General features: G+C 45.1%; 15 protein-coding genes. 5 read left to right on the top strand and 10 right to left on the bottom strand.

The genetic code is table 11. From position 1 onward, the window contains the following. Positions 1 to 63 precede the first annotated feature (63 nt). The 7 genes from A3EU_RS0105430 to A3EU_RS0105400 form a co-directional block, all read right to left on the bottom strand. On the bottom strand, positions 64 to 633 hold the full coding sequence (locus A3EU_RS0105430) for a Crp/Fnr family transcriptional regulator (RefSeq protein ID WP_020535116.1): 570 nt from the start codon (positions 631 to 633) through the stop codon (positions 64 to 66). Between the two features lie 14 nt (positions 634 to 647). Continuing rightward, positions 648 to 1,097, bottom strand: coding sequence for a GNAT family N-acetyltransferase (locus A3EU_RS0105425; RefSeq protein ID WP_020535115.1), 450 nt, complete (start codon positions 1,095 to 1,097; stop codon positions 648 to 650). A 12-nt stretch (positions 1,098 to 1,109) separates the two neighbouring features. Then, the gene (locus tag A3EU_RS0105420; protein ID WP_020535114.1) at positions 1,110 to 1,622 is read right to left on the bottom strand and encodes a DUF2480 family protein; all 513 of its coding nucleotides are present in this window, start codon (positions 1,620 to 1,622) and stop codon (positions 1,110 to 1,112) included. A 58-nt stretch (positions 1,623 to 1,680) separates the two neighbouring features. After that, positions 1,681 to 2,304: an SMC-Scp complex subunit ScpB gene (gene scpB / locus A3EU_RS0105415; RefSeq protein ID WP_020535113.1), complete on the bottom strand. Its 624-nt coding sequence runs from the start codon at positions 2,302 to 2,304 to the stop codon at positions 1,681 to 1,683. A gap of 51 nt (positions 2,305 to 2,355) precedes the next feature. After that, complete coding sequence (locus A3EU_RS0105410; protein WP_026211238.1) at positions 2,356 to 3,096, bottom strand: acyl-CoA desaturase; 741 nt, start codon at positions 3,094 to 3,096, stop codon at positions 2,356 to 2,358. 60 nt (positions 3,097 to 3,156) lie between these two features. Further along, positions 3,157 to 3,762, bottom strand: a complete 606-nt coding sequence (locus tag A3EU_RS0105405; RefSeq protein WP_020535111.1) for a sigma-70 family RNA polymerase sigma factor — start codon at positions 3,760 to 3,762, stop codon at positions 3,157 to 3,159. Between the two features lie 285 nt (positions 3,763 to 4,047). Beyond that, complete coding sequence (locus A3EU_RS0105400; protein WP_020535110.1) at positions 4,048 to 4,902, bottom strand: hypothetical protein; 855 nt, start codon at positions 4,900 to 4,902, stop codon at positions 4,048 to 4,050. A gap of 271 nt (positions 4,903 to 5,173) precedes the next feature. Here A3EU_RS0105400 and murQ point away from each other — a divergent pair, with 271 nt between their 5' ends. Next, positions 5,174 to 5,992, top strand: coding sequence for an N-acetylmuramic acid 6-phosphate etherase (gene murQ, locus A3EU_RS0105395; protein ID WP_020535109.1), 819 nt, complete (start codon positions 5,174 to 5,176; stop codon positions 5,990 to 5,992). After that, complete coding sequence (locus A3EU_RS0105390; RefSeq protein ID WP_020535108.1) at positions 5,989 to 6,849, top strand: hypothetical protein; 861 nt, start codon at positions 5,989 to 5,991, stop codon at positions 6,847 to 6,849. Before murQ ends, A3EU_RS0105390 begins: the two co-directional genes overlap by 4 nt. Before the next feature lie 114 nt (positions 6,850 to 6,963). Here A3EU_RS0105390 and A3EU_RS0105385 read toward each other — a convergent pair whose 3' ends face one another. Together A3EU_RS0105385 and A3EU_RS0105380 are read right to left on the bottom strand one after the other, a co-directional pair. Beyond that, the gene (locus A3EU_RS0105385) at positions 6,964 to 8,274 is read right to left on the bottom strand and encodes a RagB/SusD family nutrient uptake outer membrane protein (protein WP_020535107.1); all 1,311 of its coding nucleotides are present in this window, start codon (positions 8,272 to 8,274) and stop codon (positions 6,964 to 6,966) included. Between the two features lie 39 nt (positions 8,275 to 8,313). Then, complete coding sequence (locus A3EU_RS0105380) at positions 8,314 to 11,406, bottom strand: SusC/RagA family TonB-linked outer membrane protein (RefSeq protein ID WP_020535106.1); 3,093 nt, start codon at positions 11,404 to 11,406, stop codon at positions 8,314 to 8,316. Between the two features lie 384 nt (positions 11,407 to 11,790). Between A3EU_RS0105380 and A3EU_RS0105375 the strand changes: the two genes are divergently transcribed. Continuing rightward, positions 11,791 to 12,540, top strand: a complete 750-nt coding sequence (locus tag A3EU_RS0105375) for a DeoR/GlpR family DNA-binding transcription regulator (protein ID WP_020535105.1) — start codon at positions 11,791 to 11,793, stop codon at positions 12,538 to 12,540. A gap of 27 nt (positions 12,541 to 12,567) precedes the next feature. On the opposite strand, the gene A3EU_RS34170 is transcribed toward A3EU_RS0105375, so the two are convergent. Next, complete coding sequence (locus A3EU_RS34170; protein WP_020535104.1) at positions 12,568 to 12,780, bottom strand: hypothetical protein; 213 nt, start codon at positions 12,778 to 12,780, stop codon at positions 12,568 to 12,570. A 191-nt stretch (positions 12,781 to 12,971) separates the two neighbouring features. Here A3EU_RS34170 and A3EU_RS0105365 point away from each other — a divergent pair, with 191 nt between their 5' ends. Both A3EU_RS0105365 and A3EU_RS0105360 read left to right on the top strand, forming a co-directional pair. Next, positions 12,972 to 14,114, top strand: a complete 1,143-nt coding sequence (locus tag A3EU_RS0105365) for a DegT/DnrJ/EryC1/StrS family aminotransferase (protein WP_020535103.1) — start codon at positions 12,972 to 12,974, stop codon at positions 14,112 to 14,114. A gap of 10 nt (positions 14,115 to 14,124) precedes the next feature. Continuing rightward, positions 14,125 to 14,703 (top strand): acyltransferase, encoded by a 579-nt coding sequence (locus A3EU_RS0105360; protein ID WP_020535102.1) that lies wholly within the window; start codon positions 14,125 to 14,127, stop codon positions 14,701 to 14,703. Positions 14,704 to 14,739 lie beyond the last annotated feature (36 nt).

The following is a 14,739-nucleotide window of genomic DNA, read 5'->3' as shown; positions in this document are numbered from 1 at the left end:
GTGACAACATTGACACAAAATTCAATTAATACTATCAATCAAGTCTTGGTTTATACCAAGATTTCAAATTTTGATGGTTCCAATTAGTTTACTGAAGTTACTTGAATCCATCCTCAGATAAGAAGCCAGGTCTTTTTGTGTAACCATTTGAAGAAGATGGGGGCTTCTTGATGTGAAGTTTTTAAATCGGGTTTCTATATCAAATGCCATTAGTTCATAATAGCGATTTAATGTGTCGATTAGTAAGAATTCCGTTGCTTTTCTGAATAGCGTCTCAATTGATCTATTTCTAGTCATTAATTCTTGATGTTGCTCATATGGCATGCGTAAGAATTTACTATCTGTTATTGTCTTTAAAAAATACTTAGAAGGAGATTGAGTTAAAAATGACTCAGGAATTCCAGAAAGCGAAGGAGGATAAGTAAAGGCTATAATGTGTTCTTTACCGTTAGCTGTATAATATGACTTTTGAATCCCCTCAAGTACAAAGTACATGTACTTCTCGGTCTCCCCTTCCCAAGTCATTATGGTATTTTTGGTTACAGTATACTCGGTCCAATAAGAAATATATTCATCAAGAATATCATCTTCTATTGCATGTATTTTAGATAAAAAGCTTTTCATTTCCTTCATGACACCTTGCTTATTCAAAAGTGCAACTTCATTCCCTCATGAGAAGCTTTAAAGCCTAGCTTTTCATAAAAACGCAGGGCATCAGGCCGTTTTTTGTCGGTGGTAAGTTGTATCAGGTGGGCTCCTTTCGCTTCAGCCTCCGCAATGGCCCAACGAAAAAGTTGTTCGCCAATTCCTTGTCCCCGGTAGTCTTTATGGATACGCACCGCCTCTATTTGAGCGCGAATACCGCCTTGGTAAGTCAGGTAAGGAATTAAGGTAAGTTGCAAGGTACCGATCACCTGCCCCTGTTCTACCATGACCATCAGGGATTGGTGAGGGTCTTCCTCAATCGTTTTAAAAGCCTGGTAATAACTTTCTGGAAGTGGCTCACGAAAATCTTCGCGCAAGCGACCCAATTCATCATCCGCCAGCATTGCGACAATTGAAATTACATCTTCTTTATGGGCTTGGCGAATGGTCATGATGGTAGGTTCTTATTTCCTAGGCTGCTTATACACTGGCACGGTACTGCAAGGCTCACCGTACATGATGCTTTTGACCAATGGCTGAAGTTTGCGAGTAATCTCTAAATAAGCAGCCGGGGGTACAGGGTGATCGCTACACCCTTTGATGACCAAGCGTTGGTCACGGTATTGCTCCGTGTCGAGTTGATCCAATTGGCGCAGGAAATAACTCCGGTAAAAATCATCTGCTGTTCCCTGAAAAATATCATGTGCATAAGGTGCTGCGTAAGTCGCCACCAGCATGTATGCCCAAACCGGGATAATCGCATCAGCAGAACAGTAAACCAGCAGAATTTTGTCTTGGTACTGTTCCCAGTTATGTTCTTTTAATGCTTGGCGAAAGTCTTTCTCTTTCAGGATCATTTCCATGAAGAGATAATCCTTCAAATCAAAGATAGCCAGCTCCTGCGTCGGAAAAAACTCCTCCAACTTTAGGGTAATCAATCCACTATTTGCGACCCGATTTACGAGGGGTTGATCCATAATTTAATCTGAGGTTTAATGAACAGTCTCCAAACCTTTACACTTGGTGCTATAAAGCTTACTCTTCCTCTTGTTTGCCTGGCGTGGCGGCTCCGCTCCTATAGTTTTCAATATCTTCTTCAATGGGAGCATGCTCGCCGATGGCATTCTCGAGGTTGCTAAACTCTTTGGGCTTGGGCAGGTCATCCATGCTTTTGAGACCAAAATAATCCATGAATTTCTCACTGGTAGCATAGAGCAGTGGCCTACCTGGCCCCTCGCTACGACCTACAATGATAACAAGCTCCTTCTCCAATAGTTTCTGCATGGCGTAATCGCAGCTCACTCCTCGGATGGCCTCCAGCTCCGATTTTGTAACCGGTTGGCGATAAGCCACGATGGAAAGTGTTTCGAGCGCCGAGCGCGATAGCCGTTTGTGGGTGGTTTGCCGCAGAAAGACCCCTACCGTATTGTGATAAGCGCCTTTGGTAAGAAACTGATAACCGCCACCTATCTCTACGATCTCAAAAGCGTAGCCAGGAGCAGCATAGCGTTCTCTCAGTTCTTCTATTGCTTCAATAATCTGCTCATCAGGAAAGTTGAGCCCGAAGGCTTCTTCCAGCACGCTGTCGATTTCTTCCAGGCTGATCGAGTGATCGGTGGTAAAAATGAGGCTTTCAATATGTTGTACAAGATGATCCAAAGGCTAAGAATTTGGACAAAGATAAGCGGAGCGACTGTTTTTTGGGTCTTTTTATGCCCGAACCTTTTTCAATTTAATGATTCTCAGCTTATCCAATATCCGGATAATATAATAGGTGGGATCGATCTCGTGCCAGCGAATACCTCCAAAATTGGCACGACTGCCGTGCATGTGGTGGTTGTTATGATAGCTCTCTCCCATCATTAAAAAATCAAATGGAAGGAAATTTCTAGATGTATTCTTTAATGGGAAATTGACGTAACCATACTTGTGCGCGAACCAGTTGACAATGGCGCCGTGGATCGGAGACAACAAAAATTGCACAGGTAGTAATAGCCACAACCACCACACATCTGCGTAGAAATAATAAACGGCCACATACATGGCACCCCACATGATACGCGATGCTGCAGAGCGCGCAAATTTGTCGAACGCCAACCACTGAGGAACCTCTTGGGTAAACTGCTTATCGATCTCTACTTGTCCCTTATTTATTTGGGAATAAATGGTCTTGGTTTTCCACATCATTTTGAAGATCGACTCATCATAAGTAGGCGAATGAGGATCCTTTTCGGTGTCGGCAAAGGCATGGTGCATACGGTGCATGATGCCGTAGCCGTAGGCACTCAGATAGTTGGAGCCCTGAAATATCCAGGTCAGGACGAAAAAAACGCGTTCCCATGCTTTAGACATGGTGAACATTTGATGGGATGCATACCGATGGAGAAAGAATGTTTGAAAAAACAGCGATGTATACCAGTGTATTAAAAAAAAGGGGATGATGACTTCCATGAGTTGTTTGTTTGTCTTTAGTCTAAGACAATACAAAATCAACTTTGTGACAAAAGAGGTTTAATTTTCTTCAAAAAGGTCTGCGTAGAGATCGCTGATCAATGGGGCGAGGTGGCCTTTTTGGCATGCATTCCTAAAACTTTCCAGTAGGTGCAATTGAGGTAGAGAGATCGGCAACCTTGGAAACTCGGGTGTTTTCAATTTCTCTTTTGCGCGAGAAACAATCTTGCGGCAGTTGTCTGCTTTTCGGTCAAAGATTACCTGTAGGTCTTCATAATCTACGTTGAAGAGCTCTCGCAAAACAAAGATGCCGCGCTCGATGGGTTCTAACTTGCGATGCATAAATGTCCAGGCTTCATTGAGCTGGTTTTCTACATCAAAGAGCGTCAATGTATTTTCGACGTTCTTGTCTTCCAACACTTCCTGGAACTCCTCCAGTGGTGCATTTTTCCTTCTATTGCGTGCATTGATGATGTTCAGACAAGCATTGGTCACCATGCGCACCAGGTAGGCCTTGATGTTCTCGATCTTGGTGGTATCTATAGTCAACCATTTCAGGAAAGTATCGTGCACGGCATCCTCCGCATCGGTCATTGACCCTAGCATTCTGACTGCAATAGCTTGTAAAGTGGGCTGATAAACAGCAATCACTTGAGTTTGTGTCACAAGATTAATGTTTGAACGTAAGCTAGTTCATAAAAACACAAAGATACCAACAAGAAAATATTTTGGCGTGACCAAAATCACTTGAGTAGAGATTTGTGCGTTGTAAATTCGTTTTATAACAGTTTTGAGGAGGTTTCTGTTTTGGGAAACATCAGCTTGTCCTTACGCCTATTTATCTAACCACTATTTTTTCCACTTTTTCAAAATTACCTAAAACGATAGAGACCATATATAGACCACTCTCTAAAAGTTCTAAATCAATTATCGTATTACCGTGACAACCCCTTACAAACACTCCTTCACTCGCTGCTTAAACTCGGTGCCACGTACCAAACGCAGGTAAGCATCTCTATTGTATTCCGACTGATTCTGTTGGTCTTGGTGATAGAATTTGGCCAATCCTGCCGCACCTTCCAGTGCTAGTGCCAACTGCAGCTGGCACAATACCTGGCGGGCCGCAAGCTCAGGATGCTGTTCTGCATGCAGGGCCATGGTCAATTGAAAATAGCGCTCTAACTGTGCAGGAACGAGGTTGTGCCAGTCGATAAAAACAAGGTCGGTATCTGTGGGGGCATAGCGAGCGTTGAAGCGGTCTCCCACCGCCAGTGGGAAGCCAAGGGGAGAACGGTCACCTAATTCAGGCAGGGCTACTTCTTCCACTTCATTGTCTACCCGATAATTGGCATACCAACGATCTTGCTTTTGAAAAAGGCTCACTTGAGTCTCTGCTCCTCTACCCTCTGCCAGGCCCGTCAGTAGCGCCGCCTCTTTAGCGGGAGCACGAAAATAGAGTAAAGAAAAAATGATGGCGATTAATATAACTAAGCCTACCCCGGCTATAATGCTTCTGCGATCGCTCTTTTTACCCTCTTCGCGGCGGCGGTTATGAGGGCTGTCGATTTCTTCATTGTGCACCATATCGTAAGCGTAGGTGCCGTTTTCTTCTTTTAAAATTTTGACTTCAAAAAGTTCATCATCCAAGAAGAAGGAATAATCTTTAGAGGTTTGTACACCAAAATCTACCAACATCACCTTGTTGTTACAATGTACCATAAGGTGACCACTGTCTTCTCCGTGATACAAGCCCACGAGATAGGTTTTGCCACCAAAGCCAGGAACTGTCCATTGTAATTGTGCCAAAATCAGCGAAATTTAGCGATGTTGATTTAGCTCTTCTAATTTTATAACCCAAAGCCTACTCAAAAGATACACTTCCAAACGTATCAATAACTTTAAAACACAAAAAAACATCATTTACCCTTTCTCACTTTTTTGAAGCTTTCATGCAAAAAAGCACCTTAATCTTGAAAAATCTACGTCATTAATTGCATTTTTGCAATATTCTGCAAGAATTAATGCAGGATTTATCCAATTTTAACTATTTTTAAGGGTAATCATTCAGTGCAACGCCATGAAAAGAATAACCGAGGCCACCAGTGAATATAGGCATCTGGAACGTATGAGCGTCAAGGAGCTTCTGGTTAATATTAACAAAGAAGACCAAACCGTTTCTACCGCTGTAGAACGCGCTATTCCACAGATAGAACCCCTTGTAATTGCTACGGCGGAACGCTTGCAAGAAGGTGGTCGTTTGTTTTATATAGGAGCCGGCACCAGTGGGCGACTAGGCATATTAGATGCTAGTGAATGCCCCCCTACCTACGGCGTGCCAGACAACTTGGTTATCGGCATAATTGCGGGTGGAGATACAGCCATCCGTAATGCTGTGGAAGCCGCAGAAGACAGCCCTTCACAAGCATGGACCGACCTGCGGGCTCACTATGTAGATGAGCAAGACATGGTCATAGGCATTGCGGCCTCTGGCACGACCCCATATGTCGTCGAAGGCCTCGCTCGTTGCCGTGAAAATGGCATTGCTACAGGCTGTATTACCTGCAACCCAGGAGCTCCCATCACTGAGCATGCCGACTTTCCGGTAGAGGTGGTGGTTGGCCCTGAATTCGTGACAGGCAGCACGCGCATGAAAGCTGGCACCGCACAGAAACTAGTACTCAATATGATCAGCACCAGTGTGATGGTTCGTCTGGGCCGTGTATTGGACAACAAGATGATCGACATGCTGCTGAGTAACGAAAAACTGATTGACAGAGGGGCTACCATGCTGGTACAAGCTTTAAAAATACCTTATCCCGAAGCGCGCACATTACTTTTAGAAGCGGGCAGCGTGCGCCATGCTATGGAAACCCATCAGCGTATTTCTAAGCATTGAAAAACTTCCTCCTACTAGAAAGCGGGGCAACCAAGCTGGCTTGGGTATTGGCCTCCCCTCACCAAGTACTTCACCAGGGTGAGGTCTCTGGGCTACACCCCTTTCTCAGTAGCGCAGCAGAATGGCAACAAAACTTACAACTTATAAGTGCCCAACTTGGTGATAACTCATCGGTGAATAGTGTTTATTACTATGGTACTGGTTGTTCCCAAAATGACGGCCAATCGCTAGTAAAAAAACATTTCTCCAACTTCTGCCCAACATTACCTTCCCCTATTGTGGCTACGGATTTGCTAGCAGCCGCCCGAGCACTTTGCCAACAGGAGGCCGGAGTTGTAGGTATTCTCGGCACGGGCTCTAATGCTGCACGTTATGATGGTAAGCAAATTGTAGACCAACGCGGGGGACTAGGTTACGTACTCGGTGATCAAGGAGGAGGTGCCAATCTGGGAAAAATACTGCTACTGGCGTTTCTCCAACAACAACTACCTACTGCTATCCAAAAAGCATTGCAGGAAGAATACCAACTCAGCAGAGATGCTATTATCAGTGAAGTTTACCAAACGACCAACCCCAGCAGGTACCTCGCCCAGTTTGCACCAGCGTTAAAAAAATGGCTTCCTGAAAGTAGCTTTTTACAAAAAAAAGTAACCGCCGACTTTGGGCAATTTACGGACCTGTATCTATTGCCTTTAATGACTGGCCATGATCATTCCGCCATCGCTTTCACCGGCTCTATAGCCATACAATTTCGCTCCTATCTGGAGGAAGCACTGCTGCAAAGAGGCCTTTATATCAAAACAATTATTTCCCCTCCCCTTCCTTCTTTGATCAACTACCATCGGTCTATCCTTTAGCATGAGGTTCTTCTAACAAAAAACGCCCCACTCAAAGAGCGGGGCATTCAAATGGATTATAGAACAATCACTAGACCAAAAGTAGTAAGGTAAGACATGCTTACCTTACTGCTTTTAAATCTCCGGATCATCAGGAGTATTAGGGTTATTATCGCGTTCTGAGAACGGATAAGGGTACCAGTTTCTATTTCTTTCAGGATCAGCATCATTAGGGCCAGCACGATTGAATCGCTTGCTGTCACCGAGGCGTAATCCAGACATCATCATCTCCATACAACGGTTAGCATAGATCGCAGCCAGTACATCTGCCTGGGTTTCCGGGCCGCTGTAGGCGGGTAATCCTGCACCAATACCAAAGGCATCATCATCTGCTTGCTTGGTCAGTACTTCGTCTAATGCACCGATCGCATCGCTCAGCTGATCTTGCCGCGCATAAGCTTCTGCTTTGATGAGTAACATTTCCCCCGGCAGATAAATAGGAATACCGTCCTTATTATCATCAAAAAAGGCAGCTGCCCGGAAGTCATTCATCGCAGGATTCAAATCCTGGAAATAAAAGGCCAGGCGTTGGTCTGCAGCGTCTGGCTGAAGATCAGTTGGTAAACCCAGTGTCAGGTCAACAGGCTGATAGACATTATTGGTCAGGATCGATACAAAAGCAATGGGGTTGGTGCTAACATCATCATAAGTATAGGTAGAAGTCACACTTAGGTCTACGGCATTGGCAGCATTAATCGCATCACTATACCGCTCATCAAGCAGATAATAGCGTGCGAGTAATGCCTGCACCGTATTTGGGATATCAATATCTGCGGGAATGCGCTCCTTCAGCCCGCCATCATCACTGGTGAGCACATCGCGCGCTTTTTCAAGCGATGAAATTGCTGCCTTGATGGCTTCTTCACGGCTTGAGAAAGTAGCATTCTCTTCTGTCGCCAAGGTAACTTGTTCAAAAAAGTCGGCCATTGTTCCGTTAGCGAGTGCCTGAAAAATCGAGGCATAAGCTATCGTCCAGGCACGTGTATTCGCATCAGGAATAATATCGGCATTGGCAATTACCTTATCAGTTTCATTGCGTGTCAATAGACACTGCTCCCAGATATTGGTAACAATACCATTGCTACCTGGCAGGTCTGCATAACCTAGAGAAACACCATTTTCTGCTGCATTGCCAGGGTTGATAAGCCGCAGCTCTCCGGTTGTAAACCCAGCACCGGCAACGGTAGCATAAACAGGGCTTTGCCGACCAACAGAAAATCGGCGCTGTGCACCAGCCGCCAAACCAATCACACCATCAGGTGTACTTAACACCTGAGCTTCTGTAGCAGCCCCAGGATTAGTAAAATCCTTTTCACAAGCAACAAAAGTGAGTAAACTGAGCAGCAAAATACCGCTGTGTTTTAGATATATTTTTAGACGATTCATGTCGTAATATTTTAAATTCTTTGACAATTTGTGCAGTTCCTAAAAGTTGGTCTTCAGGGTCACGGTGTAGACACGTGGAATCGGAACCTGGCCGAAGTTCACGCCACGTAGCAAGTTACTTTGTCCACCAGCATTCACTTCCGGATCATAACTGGTAAAGTCATCAATAGAGAAGAGGTTTCTTCCTCCTACCGTTAGTACCGTATTGTTTAAAGCACCATCAAATAATTCATCAAAGGTATAGCTCAGAGTAAGCTCACGCAGTTTAGTAAATGAGCCATCACTAATCCGCCACTCCGAAATTGGATAGATCGACCATACCCAACCACGAGGTAGTTCGCCACTCAATTCCTGCTCAGCAAATTCACCAACTCCAACTCCCTGGCGTGTTCTTTTATCGGCATCAAAAACATCAACACCTTGCACGGATTCAAACAAGAAGCCCAAGCTTAATTTACCTATATTAATCTGTGAGCCCAAGCCTAGTATAAAATCAGGGTTAGGATCGCCAATCACACGGCGTAGAGGATCACCTGTTGGCTGACCATCAGCATCGCGACTAGGAGTATTGGTCGTTACATCACCTCGTTCTTGCTGACGCAAGCCGTCAGGTGTCAACAACATTCCATCAGCATCAGTAGCTTGGTACGTACCGTAGAAAACGCCTATGGGTTGCCCTTCCACCAAGAATATTGGCGCACCGGCTACATTATTGATTCCGATTAGGGTTTGGCCAAGGTTAAACACCTTGTTACGGTTGCGGCTAAAGTTGGCAAAGATGTCCCAACTGATCTTGCTTGTCCGAACCGGAGTCGCTGTCAGGGCAATTTCCAAGCCCTTGTTTTCCATATTTCCTACGTTGGTAGTAATTTCCTTACCTCCTTGCGAAGCAGGAAGGACACGTCTTACCAACAAGTCTTCAATATCCTGCTGATAATACGTAGCAGAAAGGCCTACCCGGTCATTGAATAGCGATAAGTCTGCACCAATTTCCAGTTCTGTCTGGCGTTCTGGCTTCACATCGGGGTTGGCGAGGGTATTACTGGCATTGATCGTCAAATCACCACCAATGTTACCGGTACTGAAGTTGTTGAACCGATCATAAGGGCCAATCCCTGTAAGGTTACCTGCCTGCCCCCAAGAAGCACGTAAGCGGAAGGTAGAAACAGCATTACTAATACCACTGCCTTGCCAGAAATCTTCGTCAGAAATCAGGTAACTACCGCTCACCTTTGGATAAAACTGGTTGCGATTATCAGGGCTGAACGAACTTGCACCATCCACACGCCCAGCGAGGGTAAGGAACAAGCGATCTTTCAGACTGAAGGTTTGCTGGAGGTAATAACCCCAAATTTGCAACCGCGAAATATTAGATTGTGGGGCAAACGGATTGGCCGCACCACTCACTGTTTCTACAAAAGGCGCTAATGCGCGGCCGTCAGCAACCGTATATTGGTTTTTCGAAAATTGAGAAGAAAAACCAAACTGAGTTGTAGAGCTGATATTATCGGTAACAATAGTGGTGTAAGCACCATTGATATCGTGGTTCATTTGAAACACCTGGTTGGTAGCCGTAGAAGCATAACCATCATCGAAGTAACCAGGATTTACCGGGCTGTAAGGATACGGGGGAATGAAGGTGTTACCCAACTGGTTGTAAGTATCCGCACCTGCCAGATAAGTCAGACTAAATCCTTCAAAAGGAAAAATAGAAACCTTCACATCAGCAATGGCGCGATTTACCTCCTGGTTGATATCAAAATCTTCGATAACACTCAGTGGGTTTACACGAGTAGGCTCTACGGATTGCAGGTTGCCCAACTCATCACGCTGGGTGATGTCCCATATATTATTGGTAATATTAATGGTGTTGATCGGACTCCAGAATACGTTACCATCCGGTTTCTCATTTGAGTAAGAATTATTGTAATTCAAGCCCATAGAGATGCTCATCCAGTCGCTAACGGTTTGATTATAACGTAAGCGGGCGCCGTAGCGGCGGAAATCCGTATTGCGTACAATCCCTTCGTTAAACGTATAATTAAGGGCCGCGTAGTAGTTCGAGCTTTCATTTCCGCCTTTGATGGCAAGATNCTGATCTGTGCCCATACCCGTGTCAAAAATTTCGTCTTGATAATCATAACGCGTAACGGGTACTTTGTCGGTAGAGAAATTAGCACCAACCGTAAGACCGCCAGTAACGGGGTCAGCACCTGCGATAGGATACAGTCGTTGGGTTGCGCTACCAAACTGTTCACCTCTGAGGTTGATGTAAACCTTTTCTCTGATTTGGTTGACATTCAGGCCGGAGCTAAGAGTAATTTGTGGCTTACCCGCTTTTCCTTTTTTGGTAGTAATCAACACTACTCCATTAGAAGCTCGTGATCCGTAGATCGCAGCGGCCGCGGCACCATTGATTATTTCAACACTTTCAATGTCATTGGGATTAAGATCCGCTATCCGGTTGGTACCAGGCTGTGCTTCTCCTGCGGAAACATTGGTATTGGTAACGTTGGAAGTTGCGGCACTGATAACGACCCCATCTACAATGTAGAGCGGGTCAGAGCTACCAAGAATGGAACTAGAGCCACGTAGCCTAACCGAAAAACCACCGGCAGGATCACCAGAGTTTTGTACGATTTGGGCACCAGCAACCCTACCTTGTAGCGAACTGAGTACGCCTTGAGGGTTTGCGTTGGTAAGTTCCTCGGCCTTGACAGAGGTGATGGAGTTGCCTAAAGAACGACGACTAGAAGTTACGGAAGAACCAATAACCACTACTTCATCCATTCTCAGAACATCGGTTCCCAAGCTTACATCCATTGTAAAAGTTTGCCCAGTACGGGTTACTTCTATTCTTTCGGCAACCGTGGTAAAGCCTACATAAGAGTACTGAAGTTCGTAAGTAGCCGCCGGGCCACTAGCTTCGATGGTGTACGTCCCATCGACATCAGTAATAGACCCCGTACCTAGAGAAGGAATAAGGACAGTTACCCCAATGAGGGGTGTTTTGCTTTCATCAACTATTGTACCGTTAACGGTAAAGTTGAGATTTTGTGCCTGTAGCGCAAAGCCGGCTAATAAGCAGCATAAAACCGGCAGCAAGCGGTGTAAAGTGTAAGATTTTTGCATAGCCTCCAATTTTTGTATATCCTTCGGGGCTAACCTGCAAAAGCTGATATTTTAGATTCTAAGAAGTATTAGATTCTGTTGAGTGTTGGCAAAAGTAAAACAGCTACGAGTACAAGTTAGGCGATAGAATTTGGTATACGTTTGGTTAGGATTGTAATTAAATGCGGTGAAATGAACAAAAGCTTGCGACTTAATGCTTATTTCATTGCATATTTAAGCATAATTTCCCAACTTATTGCCAGAACAGGCTAAATAAATTGCAATTTATTGCAACAAAAACCAGCACAACTTCGCAAAACCGGCACAACTGCTATCATTATGCATTTTTATGCAATATTCAGCCGAGTGTTCTTTTTCTATCCAAACGCCCAAAAAGTAAACTTCATGCTAAAGAAAGAAAGACAGGCGCTTATTCTAAGGGAAGTCAATATTCACAATAAAGTTTTATTGAGTGACCTTAGCGAAAAGTTTACGGTATCAGAGGATACTATCCGAAGAGACTTACAGGAATTGGCCAACCGCAATAAGCTGATCAAAGTTCGAGGAGGAGCACTTTCGCGCTCTTATCATTCCTATTCCTATCGAGAAAATGATATTTATGCCTATCAGGAGAAGACCGTTATTGCCCGAAAGGCCATTAGTATGCTTAGAGATGGAATGTTGGTATTAATCAGTGGTGGGAGTACCAATAAAGAAATTGCCAGAATTTTACCGCCAGAGTTAAAAGTCACCTTTTTGACGATGAGCCTGTCTACCGCTCAACAGCTGCTGGAACACCCCAACTGTGAGACCATCTTTCTGGGGGGCTTACTTTCCCCTACCGCCAAAGTGAGTATTGGGGGAGAAGTTATCACACAATTGCAACAATTGCGTCCAGATATCTGCTTTATGGGTGCCAATGCTATTGACCCCGACCATGGCCTTACAGATTCTGATTGGGAAGTAGTCGTTGTAAAACGAGCCATGCTCAAGGCTGCTACAAAGACGGTAGTACTATCTATTGCAGAAAAACTGGGGAGTACCCAGAAAATTCAGATTTGCGAACTAAATAACATTGATTACCTCCTTACGGAATTGCATCCAGAGCACGACGACCTCAAGGGATATCGGGAACGAGGCGTAAAGGTATTATAGCAGACTACATTGACAACAACACCTCTGTTATTGTCTTTTCCTTCCTCTTCTGTCACAAATATGTTCAACAGAAAAAGGTGCAGGGCCTTTAATAGCAATTTGGCCAGTATCCTGGTGAATTTTTCGTTCGTAACCAGGGCAACGTTTACAAGTATAAACGATCCAACTTCCTTCCTGGCGTGCTTCGCAATGATGGACACTTTGCAGTGCTGTTTCAGCGATGGGGAATACCACTGTCATAAATATTGTATGTTCAATTGGGAATCCATGCCAAGGCTAGGTATTTATGTATGTGATGGGTACCTCAGCAGTTATATATTTTTTCCTTATACGTAGGCTTTCCCCATAGGTTTCACCCTATCGTTATTTTTTACATAGGAGATTAGTGCTGTGCGTTCAAAATTTCCCAACAAGCGCTTATCTTTGCCGCCATGAATACGACTACCCCTACCATCCACATGGTTGATTTGAAGACGCAGTATGAAAAACTGCAAACTGAAATCGACCAGCAAGTAATTGATGTGATCCGCTCCGGTGCGTTTATCAACGGTCCAGCGGTCAAGAAATTCCAAGCCGACTTAGAAACCTACCTTGGTGTAAAGCATGTTATTCCTTGTGCCAATGGAACCGATGCCTTACAGATAGCACTGATGGCATTAGGCCTTCAGCCTGGTGATGAAGTCATCGTTCCTGCCTTCACTTACGTAGCCACAGCCGAGGTCATTGCCCTGCTACAGCTAAAGCCAGTGATGGTAGATGTTGATCCTCACACCTTCAATGTAACAGCAGAACTCGTGGAGGCAGCCATTACCGATAAGACCAAAGCCATTGTTCCGGTTAATCTTTTCGGTCAATGTTGCGACATGGCTCCTATCCTGGGGGTTGCCCAAAAGCACAATTTGTTTGTCGTCGAAGACAATGCTCAGGCTATCGGTGCCAGATATACCTTTCCCGACGGTACCGTAAAAGCGGCAGGTGCCTTAGGTGATATTGGTTGCACCTCTTTCTATCCTTCCAAAAATCTTGGCGCCTATGGCGATGGTGGTGCTATCTATACTGATAACGATGAACTAGCGGCCAAGCTACGCATGGTGGCCAACCACGGCCAAAATCGCAGGTACTACCATGATGAAATCGGTGTCAATTCGCGGCTTGATTCTATTCAGGCGGCTATTCTGGGCATCAAACTTCAGCACCTGGACAGCTACAATGCAACTCGCAAAGCAGCTGCCGACTACTACGACCAAGCCTTTGCAGGCATTGAGGCACTGATAACACCGGCCCGTCAGGACAACAGCACGCACGTTTACCATCAATACACGCTTCGTGTTACCAATGGCAAGCGCGAAGAATTGCAGACCTTCCTTAAAGAAAAAGGTGTGCCGAGTATGATTTACTACCCGGTACCTCTTTACGAACAGAGCGCCTACAAAGGAACAGCAGCCAATGATGTAGATTTTCTACCAACAACCGACCTCCTTTGCAAAGAAGTGATCAGCCTGCCTATGCACAGTGAACTACAGGAAGATACCCTCGCATATATCTGTGCCCAGGTGAAAGCCTTTTTCTCTTAAAAACCACCCCATGAGTGCAACCTACTATGCTCACCCCACGGCGATTATTGATGAGGGCGCACAAATCGGCGCGGGCAGCAAAATCTGGCATTTTTGCCATTTGATGCCAGGAGCTGTTATTGGTGGATCTTGCTCACTGGGGCAAAATGTGTTTGTTGCCAATAAAGTCCGGCTGGGCCGCAATGTAAAGGTGCAAAATAACGTCAGCCTATATGAAGGTGTCATCTGCGAAGATGACGTCTTCATTGGGCCAAGTGCCGTATTTACCAACGTTATCAATCCCCGCTCTGGCGTCGAACGCAAGCACGAATACCGGCCAACGATCTTACGTAAAGGCGTAAGTATCGGAGCCAATGCTACCATTGTTTGTGGCGTTACTTTAGGCACTTACGCTTTTGTAGGAGCTGCCAGTGTCGTCACCAAAGATGTTGCCCCCTATGCATTAGTAGTGGGAAATCCTGCCCGGCAAATCGGATGGATGAGCGCCCATGGCGACCGGCTGGAATTTGATAAACAAGGCAAAGCTGTTTGTGGGGAGAGTGGGGTAGAGTACTCATTAAGGGATGGGGTGGTAGAATCTGGGCGGTGAATTCAAAAAACATATTAACCAGTTAAACATTCAAAA

Origin of the sequence: Lewinella cohaerens DSM 23179, from assembly GCF_000379805.1 — a bacterium.
GTDB lineage: Bacteria > Bacteroidota > Bacteroidia > Chitinophagales > Saprospiraceae > Lewinella > Lewinella cohaerens.
Note: the sequence above shows the minus strand (reverse complement) of the source record. Positions and strands in the feature narration are given on the sequence as shown.

What these genes read in the sequence shown, in the direction of transcription:
- A3EU_RS0105375 (WP_020535105.1), top strand. Translation starts at nt 11,791, where the DNA reads ATGCTAAAGAAAGAAAGACAGGCGCTTATTCTAAGGGAAGTCAATATT.
- A3EU_RS0105420 (WP_020535114.1), bottom strand. Translation starts at nt 1,622, where the DNA reads ATGGATCAACCCCTCGTAAATCGGGTCGCAAATAGTGGATTGATTACC.
- murQ (WP_020535109.1), top strand. Translation starts at nt 5,174, where the DNA reads ATGAAAAGAATAACCGAGGCCACCAGTGAATATAGGCATCTGGAACGT.
- A3EU_RS0105410 (WP_026211238.1), bottom strand. Translation starts at nt 3,096, where the DNA reads ATGGAAGTCATCATCCCCTTTTTTTTAATACACTGGTATACATCGCTG.
- A3EU_RS0105430 (WP_020535116.1), bottom strand. Translation starts at nt 633, where the DNA reads ATGAAGGAAATGAAAAGCTTTTTATCTAAAATACATGCAATAGAAGAT.
- A3EU_RS0105425 (WP_020535115.1), bottom strand. Translation starts at nt 1,097, where the DNA reads ATGACCATTCGCCAAGCCCATAAAGAAGATGTAATTTCAATTGTCGCA.
- A3EU_RS34170 (WP_020535104.1), bottom strand. Translation starts at nt 12,780, where the DNA reads ATGACAGTGGTATTCCCCATCGCTGAAACAGCACTGCAAAGTGTCCAT.
- A3EU_RS0105360 (WP_020535102.1), top strand. Translation starts at nt 14,125, where the DNA reads ATGAGTGCAACCTACTATGCTCACCCCACGGCGATTATTGATGAGGGC.
- A3EU_RS0105385 (WP_020535107.1), bottom strand. Translation starts at nt 8,274, where the DNA reads ATGAATCGTCTAAAAATATATCTAAAACACAGCGGTATTTTGCTGCTC.
- A3EU_RS0105365 (WP_020535103.1), top strand. Translation starts at nt 12,972, where the DNA reads ATGAATACGACTACCCCTACCATCCACATGGTTGATTTGAAGACGCAG.